The sequence below is a fragment of the Catellatospora sp. TT07R-123 genome (genome assembly GCF_018327705.1).
Classification (GTDB): domain Bacteria; phylum Actinomycetota; class Actinomycetes; order Mycobacteriales; family Micromonosporaceae; genus Catellatospora.
Genome location: NZ_BNEM01000002.1, coordinates 4,445,417 through 4,460,162, shown reverse-complemented (window position 1 = coordinate 4,460,162; position 14,746 = coordinate 4,445,417). Strand labels below are relative to the sequence as shown.

The 14,746-nt window shown below is 72.9% G+C and carries 12 protein-coding genes; 5 read left to right on the top strand and 7 right to left on the bottom strand.

Features of this window, described 5'->3' with window-relative positions:
- The first annotated feature begins 99 nt into the window (after positions 1-99).
- The 3 genes from Cs7R123_RS39705 to amcA all read left to right on the top strand — a co-directional run bounded on the left by Cs7R123_RS39705 (position 100) and on the right by amcA (position 3,280).
- Positions 100-1,887 (top strand): carboxypeptidase-like regulatory domain-containing protein, encoded by a 1,788-nt coding sequence (locus Cs7R123_RS39705; protein WP_212834335.1) that lies wholly within the window; start codon positions 100-102, stop codon positions 1,885-1,887.
- Positions 1,888-2,013: 126 nt separating this feature from the next.
- Positions 2,014-3,135 carry a cyclophane-forming radical SAM peptide maturase AmcB gene (amcB, locus tag Cs7R123_RS39700; protein WP_212835131.1) on the top strand — a complete coding sequence of 374 codons (1,122 nt, stop codon included), beginning with the start codon at positions 2,014-2,016 and terminating at the stop codon, positions 3,133-3,135.
- The gene (gene amcA / locus Cs7R123_RS39695; protein WP_212834334.1) at positions 3,086-3,280 is read left to right on the top strand and encodes a multiple cyclophane-containing RiPP AmcA; all 195 of its coding nucleotides are present in this window, start codon (positions 3,086-3,088) and stop codon (positions 3,278-3,280) included. The genes amcB and amcA overlap by 50 nt, the downstream gene beginning before the upstream one ends.
- Positions 3,281-3,301: 21 nt before the next feature.
- Here the strand turns inward: amcA and Cs7R123_RS39690 are convergent, their stop codons facing one another.
- Positions 3,302-3,550, bottom strand: a complete 249-nt coding sequence (locus Cs7R123_RS39690; RefSeq protein ID WP_212834332.1) for a DUF3073 domain-containing protein — start codon at positions 3,548-3,550, stop codon at positions 3,302-3,304.
- 331 nt (positions 3,551-3,881) lie between these two features.
- Positions 3,882-4,943: a Glu/Leu/Phe/Val dehydrogenase gene (locus Cs7R123_RS39685; RefSeq protein ID WP_212834330.1), complete on the bottom strand. Its 1,062-nt coding sequence runs from the start codon at positions 4,941-4,943 to the stop codon at positions 3,882-3,884.
- 122 nt (positions 4,944-5,065) lie between these two features.
- Between Cs7R123_RS39685 and Cs7R123_RS39680 the strand changes: the two genes are divergently transcribed.
- Both Cs7R123_RS39680 and Cs7R123_RS39675 read left to right on the top strand, forming a co-directional pair.
- A complete protein-coding gene (locus Cs7R123_RS39680; protein WP_212834328.1) occupies positions 5,066-5,893 on the top strand; it encodes a hypothetical protein in 828 nt (275 codons plus the stop codon).
- A 219-nt stretch (positions 5,894-6,112) separates the two neighbouring features.
- On the top strand, positions 6,113-6,322 hold the full coding sequence (locus Cs7R123_RS39675; protein ID WP_020522548.1) for a BldC family transcriptional regulator: 210 nt from the start codon (positions 6,113-6,115) through the stop codon (positions 6,320-6,322).
- A gap of 185 nt (positions 6,323-6,507) precedes the next feature.
- Here Cs7R123_RS39675 and Cs7R123_RS39670 read toward each other — a convergent pair whose 3' ends face one another.
- The 5 genes from Cs7R123_RS39670 to Cs7R123_RS39650 form a co-directional block, all read right to left on the bottom strand.
- Positions 6,508-7,191, bottom strand: a complete 684-nt coding sequence (locus Cs7R123_RS39670; RefSeq protein ID WP_212834326.1) for an ABC transporter ATP-binding protein — start codon at positions 7,189-7,191, stop codon at positions 6,508-6,510.
- On the bottom strand, positions 7,184-8,176 hold the full coding sequence (locus Cs7R123_RS39665) for an ABC transporter ATP-binding protein (protein WP_212834324.1): 993 nt from the start codon (positions 8,174-8,176) through the stop codon (positions 7,184-7,186). Before Cs7R123_RS39665 ends, Cs7R123_RS39670 begins: the two co-directional genes overlap by 8 nt.
- Entirely contained in the window at positions 8,176-10,827 is a 2,652-nt protein-coding gene (locus Cs7R123_RS39660) for an ABC transporter permease (RefSeq protein WP_212834322.1), read from the bottom strand. The genes Cs7R123_RS39665 and Cs7R123_RS39660 overlap by 1 nt, the downstream gene beginning before the upstream one ends.
- Before the next feature lie 8 nt (positions 10,828-10,835).
- Positions 10,836-14,033 carry an FtsX-like permease family protein gene (locus Cs7R123_RS39655; RefSeq protein WP_212834321.1) on the bottom strand — a complete coding sequence of 1,066 codons (3,198 nt, stop codon included), beginning with the start codon at positions 14,031-14,033 and terminating at the stop codon, positions 10,836-10,838.
- Positions 14,034-14,137: 104 nt separating this feature from the next.
- Positions 14,138-14,740: a TetR family transcriptional regulator gene (locus tag Cs7R123_RS39650; RefSeq protein WP_212834320.1), complete on the bottom strand. Its 603-nt coding sequence runs from the start codon at positions 14,738-14,740 to the stop codon at positions 14,138-14,140.
- Positions 14,741-14,746: the final 6 nt, after the last annotated feature.

Below are 14,746 nucleotides of genomic sequence, written 5' to 3'. Positions count from 1 at the left end.
ACCCAGCGACGGTCCTGGTTGGCGCGCGTCGGAGTGGTAGCGCTGGTGTCGCTCGGCACTCTCGTGGGCGTCGCCGCCCCGGCAAGTGCCGCACCACAGTTGGACAGTGCGAGCCTCAGTGACGGCACGATCGACGTCGGCGCGACGACGACGCTGACTTTCAAGATCAAGAACCCGGACGCCTCCGATGTGACGTTGACCATCGGCATCACCACCAGCGGCGGCGCGGCGACGTGCCAGACCGGGTGTGCGGTCACCAAGACGATCACCGCTGGTGGCGACACCGGCAACATGACCGCGAAGATCAAGGGCTCCCAGGCGGGCAACGTCAACGTCCTGATCAAGGTCATGACCGGCGGCGCCGAGACGCAGCTCGGGACCTACCCGCTGACGGTCGAGCAGGGCCAGCCGCAGGCCGAGACGGTCGCGAAGGTGTCCGGCAAGGTCGTCGACATCCTGACCGGTAAGGCGATCGGTAACGCGATCGTCATCCTGTCCGACGGCAACGGCAAGGACCTGCCGTCGAAGACCACCGGCAGCGCGGGCACGTTCACCTTCACCGGCTCGGCGACCAGCCCGATCGCGCCCGGCCTGCTCGTGATCGCGGTGCAGAAGGACCCGTACGACACGTTCTCGCAGTCGTACCAGGTCGGCGCCAACCAGTCGAAGACCGACATCCAGATCTCGATGACCAATCCGGCCGCAGTGGCCAGCGCCTCGGCCGCGGCCAACCTGCCGTCGCCGACGGACGCGGCCTCGCCGACCGACGGCGCCACGGACGATCCGGGCGGCGAGCAGACCGCGCCGACCAACAGTGACGAGGGCGGCGGCCTCGACAGCATGACCTGGGTCATGATCATCGTTGGCGGCCTGCTGGTGGCGCTCGGCATCGGCGCGATCGTGCTGCTGGTCGTGCGCCGCAACAACGACGACGACGATGATGACGACGAGGACGACGACGACGACGACGACCCGCAGCCGCGGGGCCGTCCGGGCGCGCGCGGCGGCGCCGGTCAGCCGGCCCGTGCCGGTGCCGGTGCGTACGCGGGTGCCGGTGCCGGTGGCGGCGCCTACGGTCGTCCCGCCGACCCGACGATGGTGGCGCGGCCCGGTGCCGACGCGGCCACGATGATGCACCGCCCCGGCGACTACGGCACGCCGGCCCAGCGCGGCCAGCAGCAGTACGGCCAGCAGGGGCAGCAGCAGGGCCAGCAGCCCCCGTGGGGCCAGCAGCAGCAGCCGGGGTACGGGCAGCAGCAGCAGGGCTATGGCCAGCAGGGCGGCGCGTACGGCAGCCCGGCGGGCGGTGCCTACGGCGGCTCCCCGGTCGCGCCGACCAGCGGTTACGGCGGCGGTTCGCCCGTCGCGCCGACCAGCGGTTACGGCGGCCAGCAGGGCTACGGCGACGCCGGCTACGGCCAGCAGGGCTACGGCCAGCAGGCCGGCGCTGGATACGGCCAGCAGCAGGGCGCCGGTTACGGCCAGCAGGGCTACGGCCAGGGCCAGGGCCAGTACGACGAGCCCACCCACTACGCGGGCCCGACCTCGGGCGCGGGCGGCGGCTACGGCGCCCAGCAGCAGCAGGGCTACGGCCAGCAGCAGCAGCCCGGGTACGGCCAGCAGCAGGGCGCCGGTTACGGCCAGCAGGACCAGTACGGCCAGCAGGGCTACGGCCAGCAGCAGCAGGGCTACGGCCAGCAGGACCCGTACGGCAGCGGCCAGCAGCAGCAGGGCGGCGGCTACGACCCGTACGGCCAGCAGCAGCAGCCCGGGTACGGCCAGCAGCAGGGTTACGGCCAGCAGGACCCGTACGGCAGCCAGCAGAACGACGGCTACGACGACCGGCGCGGCCGCGACGGGCGCCGCCTCGACTGGCTCGACGACTGATTCCAACCACTGAGAAGGCGCCGACCCGGCCGCAGCCGCGACAGGGTCGGCGCCTTCTTTCACGTACGCGCTGGAGACAAACTCCATCGGGTTTGCTGCAATGGTCGCGTGCCCCCCGTCAACGGCATGCGAGGCGTCTCGCGGGTGCCCTCATACGTGGTGATGCAGCCGACCACGCTGTGCAATCTCGACTGCGTCTACTGCTACCTGCCGCTGCGCGCGGCGGACCGGCGGATGGGCGTGGCCGTGGCCCGCGCGGTGGCCGCCGACGCCAATGAATGGGCACGGCAGGACCGCTTCTCGGTGGTGTGGCACGGGGGCGAGCCGACGGCGGCCGGGCGCGAGCACCTGGCGGCGCTGATGGCCCCGTTCTCGGCCGCGGTGGAGCAGCACGTCCAGACCAATGCCACGCTGATCGACGACGCCTGGTGCGAGTTCTTCACCGCGCGCCGGATGCGGGTGAGCGTGAGCGTGGACGGGCCGCCGGACTGCAACGGCGACCGGGTCGACCGGGCCGGGCGGGCCGCGTACGCCCGGATCGAGCGCGGCGTGGCGGCGCTGCGCCGCCACGGCCTGCCGTTCGCGGCCCTGTGCGTGGTCACCGACCCCCGTCCGGGCCTGGCCGCCCGCCTGTACGACTACTTCCTCGACCTGGGCTGCGACACCCTCGGCATCAACGTGGAGGAGCGGGAGGGCGTCAACAGCCGCGACAACCGGCACGACGCGGCCGCGGTGCGGGGGTTCTGGGCCGAGCTGACCGCCGCGTGGCGTGCCCGCCCCCGCCTGCACCTGCGCGAGCTGGAGTGGAGCCTGCGCTACCTGGACGCGGTGCTGGCGGGCACCGATGACGACCTGCTGCCGCGCGAGCTGGACCCGATCCCGACCGTGGGCTGGGACGGTGCCGTGGTGCTGCTGTCACCGGAGCTGGCCGGGTTCACCGACCCCGGGTACGGCGACTTCACCAGCGGCAACGTGCTCACGCACGGTCTGTCGGCGCTGCTGGCGCAGCCCACGGGAACCCGGTGGGTCGGTGAGTTCGTCCAGGGGGTGGAGGCGTGCCGGGCGAGCTGCCCGTACTTCGGCTTCTGCGGCGGCGGGCACGCGGCCAACCGCTACTTCGAGCACGGGCGGTTCGACGGGACACAGACCGAGCACTGCCGCAACAGCAAGATCAACTTACTGGAGGGAGTGCTCGATCATGTCCGATCCACTAGACCTGGTGACAGCCCAGATCCGCGATGTACGTGACGATCTCGTTCCCCTGCTGGAGGAGGCCCGAGCGGCACGACTGGAGCGCTCCGAAGCGCCAGGCGCCGACAGCAGTGCTGTCTGCGCCTGGAACCACTTCGAGAACATCCCGACCTTCTTCAACTGGAACAACCGCCCGCGCTAGCGGGCGGTGCGGCCAGGAAGATCAGCGGCGGGAGGTCCAGTCCTTGCCGTCATCGTCATCGTCGTCATCATCATCGACGGCGTAGGCATCGTACGGGTCGTACGGATCCGGCTCGTCGTCGTGATCATCGGCTTTGCCGCTGCCGCTGTCGCTGGTGAGATCGCTTCCCGCGAGCTCACGCTGCAAGGCGGCGAGGTCGGTGTTCGGGGAGTGGTACTTCAACTCCCGGGCCACCTTAGTCTGCTTGGCCTTAGCTCGGCCGCGCCCCATGGCCGACCCCCTCGCACATGAATGACGGGGCTACCCGAAGGCGGGCCCCGATGACGTCAGACATCTCTCGTGGCTCATACGGTACATGGGAGGAGGCCACTTCGGCATCTCGGGTTGCCGGGTGTCTGCCAAGCCACCGGAACCTGTCCGTTTTATGACTTGTAAGGAGTATATCGCGCCAGGTCCATGACGGTGCGGCCCGCCTTGCCAAGATCGAGAAAGGTGCCCGGCAATCGTGCGAAAGGACGCGCGACATACCCACGACTGCCGGGCAACTTGGGTGATCTTCGAGGGGGTGCCGGCCGGGCTGGAGGGCCGGGCCGGGCGGCTGTCAGAGGCGGATGGCGCGGAGGCGGCCGACGTCGGCCATACGCTGCTCGGCGAGGCGGTCCGCGGCGGTGGCCGGGGAGATGCTCTCGCTGTCGGCCAGCTCCAGCAGGCGCTTGGTGGTGTCGAAGATCTTCGTGGCGCGCAGCTTGGCCCGCTCGAAGTTGAAGCCGTCGATCTCGTCGGCGACCTGGATCACGCCGCCCGCGTTGACCAGGTAGTCGGGCGCGTACAGGATGCCGCGGTCCATCAGCAGCTTCTCCACGCCGGGGTGGGCCAGCTGGTTGTTGGCGGCACCGGCCACGATCTGGGCGCGCAGCGCGGGGACGGTGTCGTCGTCCAGGGCGCCGCCGAGGGCGCAGGGGGCGTACACGTCGATGTCGCTGGTGATCAGCGCGGTCGCGTCGGCGACCAGGCTCACCTGCGGGTGGGTCTCCTTGGCCCAGGCCAGCGCCTTCGGGCTGACGTCGGTCGCCACGACCTCGGCGCCGTCCTCCAGCAGGTGGGCGGTCAGGTACTTGCCGACCTTGCCCAGGCCTGCGATGCCGACGCGGCGGCCGCGCAGCGAGCTGCTGCCCCAGCGGTGCTCGGCCGCGGCGCGCATGCCCTGGAAGACGCCCCAGGCGGTGAGGATGGAGGAGTCGCCGGCGCCGCCGTACTCGACGCTGCGGCCGGTGACGAAGCTGGTCTCGCGCGCCACCACGTCCATGTCCTGCACGTAGGTGCCGACGTCGCAGGCGGTGTAGTAGCGGCCGTTCAGGGACTGCACGAACCGGCCGTACGCCCGCAGCAGGCTCTCGGACTTGAGCTGGTCGGGGTCCCCCCAGATGACGGCCTTGCCGCCGCCGAGGTCCAGCCCGGCCAGGGCGTTCTTGTACGCCATGCCGCGGGACAGCTCCAGCACGTCGTGCAGGGCCTGCTCCTCCGAGGCGTACGGGTAGAAGCGCGTGCCGCCCAGGGCGGGCCCGAGCGCGGTCGAGTAGATGCCGATGATGGCCTTGAGACCGCTGGCGCGGTCTTGGCAGAACACGACCTGTTCGTGACTGCCGTCGGTGAATACACCCACTGCTGGCTCCAAGGAGACGTCGCTGGCCCTTGTGAGGCCACGGCCGCCGGTCTTTCCGGAGGCTGGGAGACGCCCCGGTAGTGGCGCTCCCGCTGACAGCCTAATCGTGGGAGGATCGCGAGGTGCCGTCACAGTTCGCCGCGTATCTGAGGGTGTACGAGCCGCTCACCGCGTTCGGCCCTGAACGGGAGCGGTTCTGGCGTCGATACGTGGACGAGGGACGGGCCGTGGGCGTGGCCGACGGGCCCGGCCGCCAGCGCGCCACGGTGCTGGAGGCACTCGGCGCGGGCTGGTCCCGGTTGCCCGACCTGCCCGACGAGGCATACGTGATGCAGAGCCTCACCGGCCAGAACGACGTGCCGCTGGTGTGCCCGTGGAACCTGCGGGTCCGGGTGGCCGAGGCGGCGCTCCAGGCGCGTGACGGGGTGCCGCAGGTGCTGGCCGACGCGTTCGTGCCCCCGGCGCTGGTGGGCCTGGCGCAGACCGTCATAGAACAGGTGCGGGCCGAGGACCGGATGCACGAGCAGGTCGCCACCTGGGGTGTGCCGCTGCGCTGGTTCGTGCTGGTCTCGCCGGCTGAGCGCGACCTGGTGCTGGAGCCCGCCCGCCGGGTGCTGCGCTACCGCACCGAGATAGGAAAGGCGCGCCAGCGGGCCCACAAGGGGCTGCGGGTGCTGCGCAAGACCCTGGGCGACGTGCCGATCACCGAGTCGCTGCGCGAGACCGCGCGCTGGCTGGAGTCGTTCCACCCCGGCTCGGTGGTGGAGCTGGACTACGGCGGCCTGACCGCCCTGCTGCCCGACGACGCGCTGCGCGACGACGACTCGGTCGAGCTCGTCGCGACCGGGCTCGCCGGACTGGAACGCGAGGACGGCGACGCGGCCACGGCGGCATATGAGCAGCTCGTGCAGCGGTGGCGGGCGATCCAGCTCCTGGAGCGGAGCAACTGACTGTACGCAGTGGTAGCGCCACTTACAGTAATTCAAAGCTATGAAATTACTGTCTTCATGCCCTTAATGCGGACATGTCGTTCATTCATCATCCGTCCATCCACGGACCTTCACCCGTTCGGCCCATGTCGGACATCGCGGACTAGCCGGACTATGGGTAGCGCGTTGGCCGGCGGGACCCCGGCCTACGTCTATAGGTACTTGTGGAGGAGTGACCGCATGGCGTCGCGTACGCACGAACCAGAGCCCCTGCTCACCCCGGCAGAGGTTGCGTCGATGTTCCGCGTCGACCCGAAGACCGTGACCCGGTGGGCCAAGGCGGGAAAGCTCAGCGCCATTCGGACGCTGGGCGGCCACCGCCGCTACCGTGAGTCGGAGGTGCGTGCTCTGCTCCAGGGCCAGATCCCGCACCAGCGTCAGGGCGACTGACACAACTGAACAGCTAGGACCCCTTGATCGAGGCGCCCTCCACACCGTCCCCCAACGGTGCGGAGGGCGCCTCGGTCTTTACCCACCGCACCCACGGTCAAGATCGCTCACAAGTTGCCGGGCAATCGGGCGTATGAGTGGTCAAGATACGCACGATTGCCCGGCAACTTGGCTGATCTAGAAGGTCAGACCGTGGCGGGGACCAGGGCGCCGTCGCGGAGGGTGACGATGCGGTCGGCCATGTCCATCAGGGCGGGGTCGTGGGTGGCGACCAGGGCGGTCATGCCGCGGGCGCGCACCAGGGCGCGGAGCAGGTCCATGATCTGGCGGCCGGTCTCCGAGTCGAGCTGACCCGTCGGCTCGTCGGCGATCAGCAGCCGCGGGTCGTTGGCCAGCGAGCGGGCCACGGCGACGCGCTGCTGCTGGCCGCCGGACAGCTCGTACGGCCGCTGGTTGGCGTGCGCGCCCACCCCGACCAGCTCCAGCAGCACCGCCACGCGCTGCTCCCGCTCGGCGGCGGGCACCTTGGCCAGCCGCAGCGGCACGCCCACGTTCTCGGCCGCCGACAGGATCGGCACCAGGCCGAACGACTGGAACACGAACCCGATCACGTTGCGGCGCAGCGCCACGAGCTGGTTCTCCGACGCGGAGGTCAGCTCCTGCCCGGCCACGAACACCTTGCCCGAGGTCGGCCGGTCCAGGCCGCCGACGATGTTGAGCAGCGTCGTCTTGCCCGCGCCGGAGCGGCCGCGTACGGCCACCAGCTCGCCCTGCTCGGCCGTGAACGACACGTCGCGGACCGCGTGCACCACCCGGTCGCCCTTGCCGAAGTCGCGGCACACCGACTCCACCCGCACCAGCTCAGCCACGGCGCACCTCCACGTGCTCGGTCTCCAGGTTCAGCTTCACGCGGTCCTTGAGCTCCAGCGCCTCCACGAAGGCGCCCGGCAGCTGCATCCGGCCGGCCCGATCGAGCACCGCGTACTCCTCGGTCACCAGCTCGGTCTCGCCGTCCTCGGTCTGGCGGGAGGTGCGGCGCACCTCCGAGGCCAGCCGCCCGTCCCGGATCGCGACGGTGCGGCGCACCTGGCCGGCCACGTTGTGGTCGTGGGTCACCACGACCACGGTGACGCCCAGCTCGGCGTTGATCGTCTGGAGCGCCCCGAACACGTCGGCGGCGGTCGACTCGTCCAGCTCGCCGGTCGGCTCGTCGGCGAACAGCACCTCGGGGTCGTTGGCCACGGCGAGGGCCACCGCGACCCGCTGCTGCTCGCCGCCGGACATCTGGCCCGGCCGCCGCTGCGCGCAGTAGCCGACGCCGACCATGTCCAGCAGCTCCATCGCCCGCCGCTTGGCGGCCCGGCCCGACCGGGTCCCGGCCAGCTGCATCGGGGTCACCACGTTCTCCAGCGCGGTCAGGTACGGCAGCAGGTTGCGGCCGGTCTGCTGCCAGACGAAGCCGACCATGCGCCGCCGGTACGACAGCCGCTTGCGCGCCGACATGGTGAGCAGGTCGTACTCGCCGACCCGGGCGATGCCCGCGGTGGGCACGTCCAGGCCGGACAGGATGTTCAGCAGCGTCGACTTGCCCGAGCCGGAGGCGCCCACGATGGCGAGCAGCTCGCCCCGGTCGACGACCAGGTCGAGTCCCTGGAGCGCGACGACCTCGACGCCCTCGGTCTTGTAGATGCGGACCAGCCCGTCGCAGACCAGGTGCCCGCGCAGCCGGTCGGTGCCGCCCGCCCGGTCGGCGGCCCGCTGCGCGGCCCGTGCCTGCAACGTGGCCAGGTCGGGTACGTCGCGTCCGGGTGCTCCCGCCGGGTCGGCGAGCCCGATTCCGGTGTCCGTAGTCATCAGCTCTCTCCCGCCTCGAATGAACCCAGCCGCAGCACCTCGCCGAGACGCAGCCGCCGGTTGAACAGGGTCTCCACCAGCAGCGCCGTCAGCAGCCCGGCGAGCACCAGCCCGACCGCACCGCCGACCACGGCCGGGTCCAGCCGCACGCCGGCGTCGTAGCCGCCGGTGTACGTCGTCAGCCCCAGCGCCGGGCCGAGCAGCGGCGGCAGCGCCAGGCCCACCAGCGCGCCGGTGAGCACCGCCACCGTCACCAGCGGCGCCAGCTCCACCAGCAGCAGGCTGCGGCCCTGGCCGCGGCTCAGGCCCATGGTGCGCAGGCGCGACAGCACCTGGCCGCGGGCCCGCGCCCCGGCCAGCACCGCGAACGCCACCGCCAGCAGCGCCAGCGCCAGCCCGCCGAGCGCGCCCACGCCGTACGCGAAGGTCAGCACGCCGTTGACGCCGGTGCGCTCCAGCTCGGCCCGGCGCTGCGCCCAGGTGGTGACCGTGGTGGTCAGGTCGGCGCCGCCGACCGGGGTGCCGATCGAGGTGACCCAGCGCAGCTGGGCGTCGTCGCCGGCCTTGGCCAGCGCGGCCGCGTCGGGGGCGCCCGCGATCAGCAGCCGGTTCGGGGCGATCGGCTTGTCCGCGCGTACGCCCAGGGCCTGCCAGGGGATGACCATGAACTGGGCGTCGTCGGGCAGGCCCGGGAACCGGTCGGCGGTCCCGCCGACGGTGAAGTCGTACACCCGGCCCTGAAGGTCGGCGGCGGCCGTGGTGCGGCCCTTGAACTTGGCCGCGACCTCGGGCGACAGCAGCACCGGCGCGGGCTGGCCCGGCTGGGCGTCCACGAACCACTGCGGCAGCGCCAGATCGCGCCCGGCGTCCCGGATCACCTGGGCCATCCGGGGGCCGTCCACGACGACCACGTAGAACTTGCCGATCTGCTCGGCGCCGGGCTGCCGGGAGAGGTTGACCGTGGTGGACGGCTGCGCCAGCATCGGCGCGGCCGACCGTACGCCCGGGACCGCCAGCAGCGCGTCGGCGCTGTCGTGGGCGAAGAAGAATCCGCTCACCGTGGCGTCACCGGGGACTGCCTGGTCGGCGGCCTGGTCGCGGCCCGCGTCGACCGTGCCGGACACCCCGAGGCTGAAGACCGTGGTGCAGATGGCCACCACCAGCACCGCGATCGGGCCGACCGCGGCGGGCGCGGTGCGGCCGGAGCGGGCCAGGCCGAGGAAGCCGATCGCGCCGCGGGTCCGTGCCGCCAGGCGGCTGACCAGGCCCAGCGGCGCCGGGATGGCCCGTAGCGTGAGCACGGCCGCGCCTGCGGCCAGCAGCACCGGCACCGCCGCGAGGAACACGTCGACGTCGGCGGTGGCGTTGAGCCCGCGGCGGCGGACCAGCCACACGCCCAGTGCGCCGAGCACCAGCAGGCTCACCTCGGCGGTGCGCCGCCTGGCGCCCACCCGTGACCCGGCCAGGTCCTCCCGCTCGCCCGAGAACGACAGCCGCCGCAGCGTCAGCATCGCCGTCACCGGCATCGCCAGCACCGCCATCAGCGCGAACAGCACCAGCACGGTCGAGGTGTCGGCGGCGCGGCCGGGCATCGCGAGCCCGGCCAGCCAGCCGACGACCGCGGCGGGCAGCACCACCGGCAGCACCTCGGCCAGGGTCCGGCCGCCGATGGTCAGCACGGCGCCGCCCCGGGCCCGCAGCAGCGCGAACTCGCCCCGCCGCCGGCTCACCGCGAGCCGGGCCGCGAGCAGCACCAGCCCGGCCAGGGTCGCCAGCGTGCCCGCCTGGACCACGGCCAGCAGCGACTGCCCGGCGTGGGCGGCCTCGGCGAACCGGGTCAGCGCGGTGTCGAGGCTGCCCTCCATCCGGGTGTCCAGGCCCTGCGAGTGCGCCGCGTACACCGCGGACACCACCTTGGGCAGCACCGCCATGTCCAGCTGCTGGGCCGCGAGCCGGTAGCGCAGCTCGAACGTCGTCGGCACCCCGGCGTAGTGGGCCCGGTCCACCCCCGAGAAGTCGGTGAACATGACCGCCAGGAACGTCTCGCCGTCGTCGCGCGGCTGGTACGGCTTGAGCGCCAGCGGCGCGGTGTCCCAGAAGCCCGCCGCCGGGTCCACCGGCTCGGCGATGCCGACGACCTGCACGCCGCCCGCACCGGTCACGTTGAACCGGCTGCCGACCTTCAGGTGCAGCACGGTCGCCTCGGCCGGGGTGATCACGACCTCGACCGGGAAGCCGGGCTCGTCCAGCGTGGCCGGCCAGCGGCCGTCGACCAGGCGGGTCGCCTGCTCCAGGCCGCTGGCGGCGCGCAGGCTGAACCGGGCCTTCGAGGGCAGCCCGGTGTCGGTGGCCCAGGACTCCTCCAGCTCGGTGTAGACCGTCCACCAGGACTCGCCGATGCGCCCGCGCAGGTCCGGGTAGAACACCGCGGTCTGCGCGTCCAGGCGGTTGGGCATGGTCCGGGTCGAGCGGTTGACCGGGAAGCCGCCCCGGTAGTTCAGGTCCTTCACCTGGTACGGCAGCGACGTCACGTGGTCGCGCAGCGCCTCGTCGGTGATCCCGTTCGCGATGCGCGGGGTGCCGATGACCAGCACCCCGGCGACCGCCGTGAGCAGGCCGAGCAGGACGAGCTGCCCGAGCGAAGCCCGCATCCGCCTTCTCATCGGTCAGCTCCGATCCGCAGCTGGGCGGCGGACAGCCGCTGCCGCATGGTGGTCGCGATCAGTCCGGCCATGCCCATCGACAGCACCAGCAGCAGCGCGCTGGTGCCGAGCACCGGTAGCCAGTCGAGGCTGAGCAGCGGTTCGGGCACCGGGCGGGCGGCGCTGGGCGTGAGGATGACCAGCGGCGCCATGGTCGCGGCGACGCCGACGCCGACGACCAGCCCGACGGTCACGCCCAGCCCGGCCAGGAACGCCTGCTCGACGATGAGCGCTCCGGCCAGCAGCCGGGGCGTGGCGCCGAGGGTGTGCAGCACCGCGAGCTCGCCGATCCGGCGGCGGGCGGTGGCGCGCACGTCGACCGCGACGCCGACCAGCGCCAGCGCGATGGCGCCGAGCGCGGCGATGAACAGGGCCAGCCGCGCGCCGACGCCGTACGGGTCGTGCCCGGCGTTGTCGGCCAGCGCGAGCCGGTCGGTGACCCGTACGTTGGTCAGCTGCGCCGCCGCGGCCGCCGTGGCGGCGTGCTGCGCCGGGTCGGTGCCCAGCCACCACTCCTGCACGCCCTGGGTGCTGCCGTACCAGTCGAGGTAGCCGGCGCTCAGCGAGGGCAGGTCCAGCAGCAGCGCGGACGTGTCGGACACGCCGGGCAGCGCCGGGATGCTGCCGACGATCTTCACCCGCACCTGCACGCCGTGGAACCGGATCGTGGTGGCCTCGCCGACCTTGACGTGCATCGTGTCCAGCGCGGTGGTGGTCGCCAGCGCCGGGATGTCGGCGGTCGGCAGGGTGCGGGTGACCGTGGTGTGGAACGAGGGCGGGTATCCGCCGCCCTGGTTCTCGGTCCGGTCGTAGCGCACGACCAGCTCGTCGGTGGTGACGTCCGTGGCGGCCAGTTCGTGCGCGCCGTTCGGCGGGTTCTGGTACTGCCACGGCGCGCTGTCCACGCGCAGCGACACGGGTGCGGCGGTGCCGTCGGCGGTCACCGCGGCCAGGCCCTTGAGGTGCCATTCGACGGGGGTGTCGTAGTCCCCGAACCCGTCGATCATGAAACCGGCCAGCCGGGTCGCGCCTGCGGGCACCGCGACCTCGAACGGGGTCGCGGTGCCGTTGAGCGGCAGCATGCTCAGCGGCACCCGGAAGGTCTGGCCGTGCGCGCCGTACAGCACGACGTCGGTGCCGCCCCTGCCCTGGGTGCCTTCCGGCAGCCGCGCCGTCAGCCGCAGCGTGCCGCGCAGCTTCGCGGTGCCCGCGGGCAGGTCGACGGCGGGGGCGGTGAGCTGCCGCTCGGCCAGCTGGTGCAGCAGGGCGGGCAGGTCGCCGAGGTCTTCGCGCAACCGGAGCACCCCGGTCGCGGCGGCGGCGTCCAGGGCGACCAGCGTCGACGGGGTCGACTTCTCGCCCAGAGGGATCGAGGTGCGCCAGGCGGGCAGCACGGCGCGTACGCCGGGCAGGCCCGTCACGGCGGCCGTACGCCCGGCCGGCTCGAAACCCGACGTCTCGGTCAGCCGCAGGTCGGCGCCGGTGACGTGGTCGGCCTGGTCGTGGTTGGAGCGCTCGCTGGTGGCGGCCAGGGTCCAGGCCAGGGTGCTGACCGCGACGGCCAGCGCCAGCAGCAGCACCGGCCCGGCGTGCGGGCGTCGACCGGCCTGCCACATGCCCAGCTGGGTCGCGAACCACGGCCGCCGGTCGAGCAGCCGCTCGACGAGCCGCGTCAGCGGGGGCAGCAGCCGCAGCGCGAGCACCGCGCCGGCCAGCACGCCGATCGGGGCGGCCGCGGCCAGCAGCGGGTCGATGCCGAGCTTGCCGCCGAGACCGGACAGCGGGGAGTCGTACTGCCGCAGCTGGAACCAGGCCAGCACGGCGAAACCGATCAGTGCGAGGTCGGCGCCCGCCCGCTGGACGGCGGCGCCCCGGGAGGGGCGGGACCGGGCGGCCAGGTCGGCGACGTACGTGCCGCCGTTCTTGAGGGCGGGCAGCATCATCGCCAGCACGCAGCCCGCACCCGCGGCGAGCGCGACGAGCCAGACGCCCGCCGTCAGCGAGCCGTCGGGGCGCAGCCCCACCGCGCGGAACGCGCTCAACCCCGAACTGCGGCCGAGCAGCAGCGAGGCCAGCAGCGGCGCCAGCACCACGGCGGGCAGCGCGACCAGCACCGCCTCGCGGGCGGCCAGCCCGGCGAGCTGGCCGCGGGCGGCGCCGCGGGCGCGCAGCAGCGCGGTCTCGGGCCGCCGCTGCTCAGTCAGCAGCGCGGCCAGCAGCATCAGGGCGTATCCGCCGAGCACGATGGTCAGCAGCATCGGGGTGAGCAGGGCGGAGCGGCCGACCAGGTCGGCGGCCTTGAGCCGCTCCACCAGCCGGTCCAGGGCGGTGATCGTCTGCCCGGAGTTGCCGAAGCCGACCGCCCTGGGCAGGTCGCTCAGGCTGCGCAGGGCGTTGCTGACCTTGACCAGCCCGGCCAGGTCGGACCCGGCCAGGCGCGGCTGCGCAATCCAGCCGGCGCTGCCGTTGGCCGCCCAGCCGCCGCCGAAGAAGTCGGCCCGGTCCAGCACCAGCGGCCCGTACGTCGAGCCGCCCGCGAGCGAGCCCTCGGACAGCTCCGGCGTGAGCAGCCAGTACGGGTCGTCGCCGTGCTTGGCGGCGAAGACGCCGGTGACGACGACCTCGGTGACCTTGCCGGAGCGCCGATCGGTGACCGGCACCCGCGCGCCGGGCTGCACGCCCATCACCCGGGCGGCCGCCTCGCCGAGCACCGCCTGCGCGGGGACGGCGCCGGGCACGGCCCACGTCCCCGATCGCAGGTCGGCGTGCTCGGGCAGCGCGTCCAGGAACATGACCTGCGCGAACACCAGGCCGCCGGAGTCGGGCACCGCGTTGCCCGTGGCGCCGCTGAACTGGCGCCCGTTCGAGTAACCGGCGCCCACCAGGTCGACCTGCGCGCCGCCCAGGCCGCCCGCGAACCAGCCGCGGACCTTGCCGTCGGCGGTGGTCCAGGTCTCGGCGCTGTCGGCGGGCCCGCGTACCACGATCGAGCGCTCCGCGGGCGGCGCTGCCGCGACCGCGGCCTGCCCACCCGCCTGTACGACGGCGCTGTTGTAACTGACCAGCCCGGCGAGCAGCACCGTCGCGATCAGGGCAGCGGCGGCCGCCGCGGCGAGAAGGCTCCTCGCGCTGTTGGCGCGACGCCAGACCAGCATCTCCACTCCCACGTTCGTCGGCTGTTGGCCGCTGTAGAGAGCAAGGACGATGCCGGAAAGGTTCGCATCCGACCAACGGTCGTTACTCGAATGTGACAGCGCTCTCAGGGCTGATCGGTCAACCCCGCCGTCAACTGGTCGAAAGCGGCGCGTCGGGTCCCGGCCAGATCGGGGCTGAGCCCGGCGGCCCAGGACCACAGCGCGGTGTCCCAGGCGCCCTGCGCCGCCGCGGCGACCAGCAGGGGGTACGGATGGGCCGGCGGCACGCCGCACCGCTCACCCACGAACCAGGCCACCTGCTGCCGCAGCTCCTCGCTGATCAGCAGGTACGTCTGGAGCAGCGTCGGCTGCGCCTCGACCAGCCGCAGCCGCGCCCGGATCTGGGCCAGCTCGTCCGCGCCGGTCAGGTCGCCGGCCTCCAGCACGGCGCGCACCGACGCCAGCGGCGACTCGCCCGGTGGCCGGGCCGCGAGGGCGGTGCGCAGGTCGGCCAGGCGCCGGTGCGCGACGTCGCCGAACAGCACATGCTGCTTGGAGGAGAAGTACCGGAAGAAGGTGCGTACGGAGACGCCCGCCGCCGCGGCGATCTCCTCGACCGTGGTGTCGTCGAACCCGCGCTGCGCGAACAGCTCCAGCGCGGCCTCCTCCAGCGCCGCGCGCGTGTGCTCCTTGCGCTGCTCCCGCCGGTTGATCACCTTGCCGGTCATTCACTC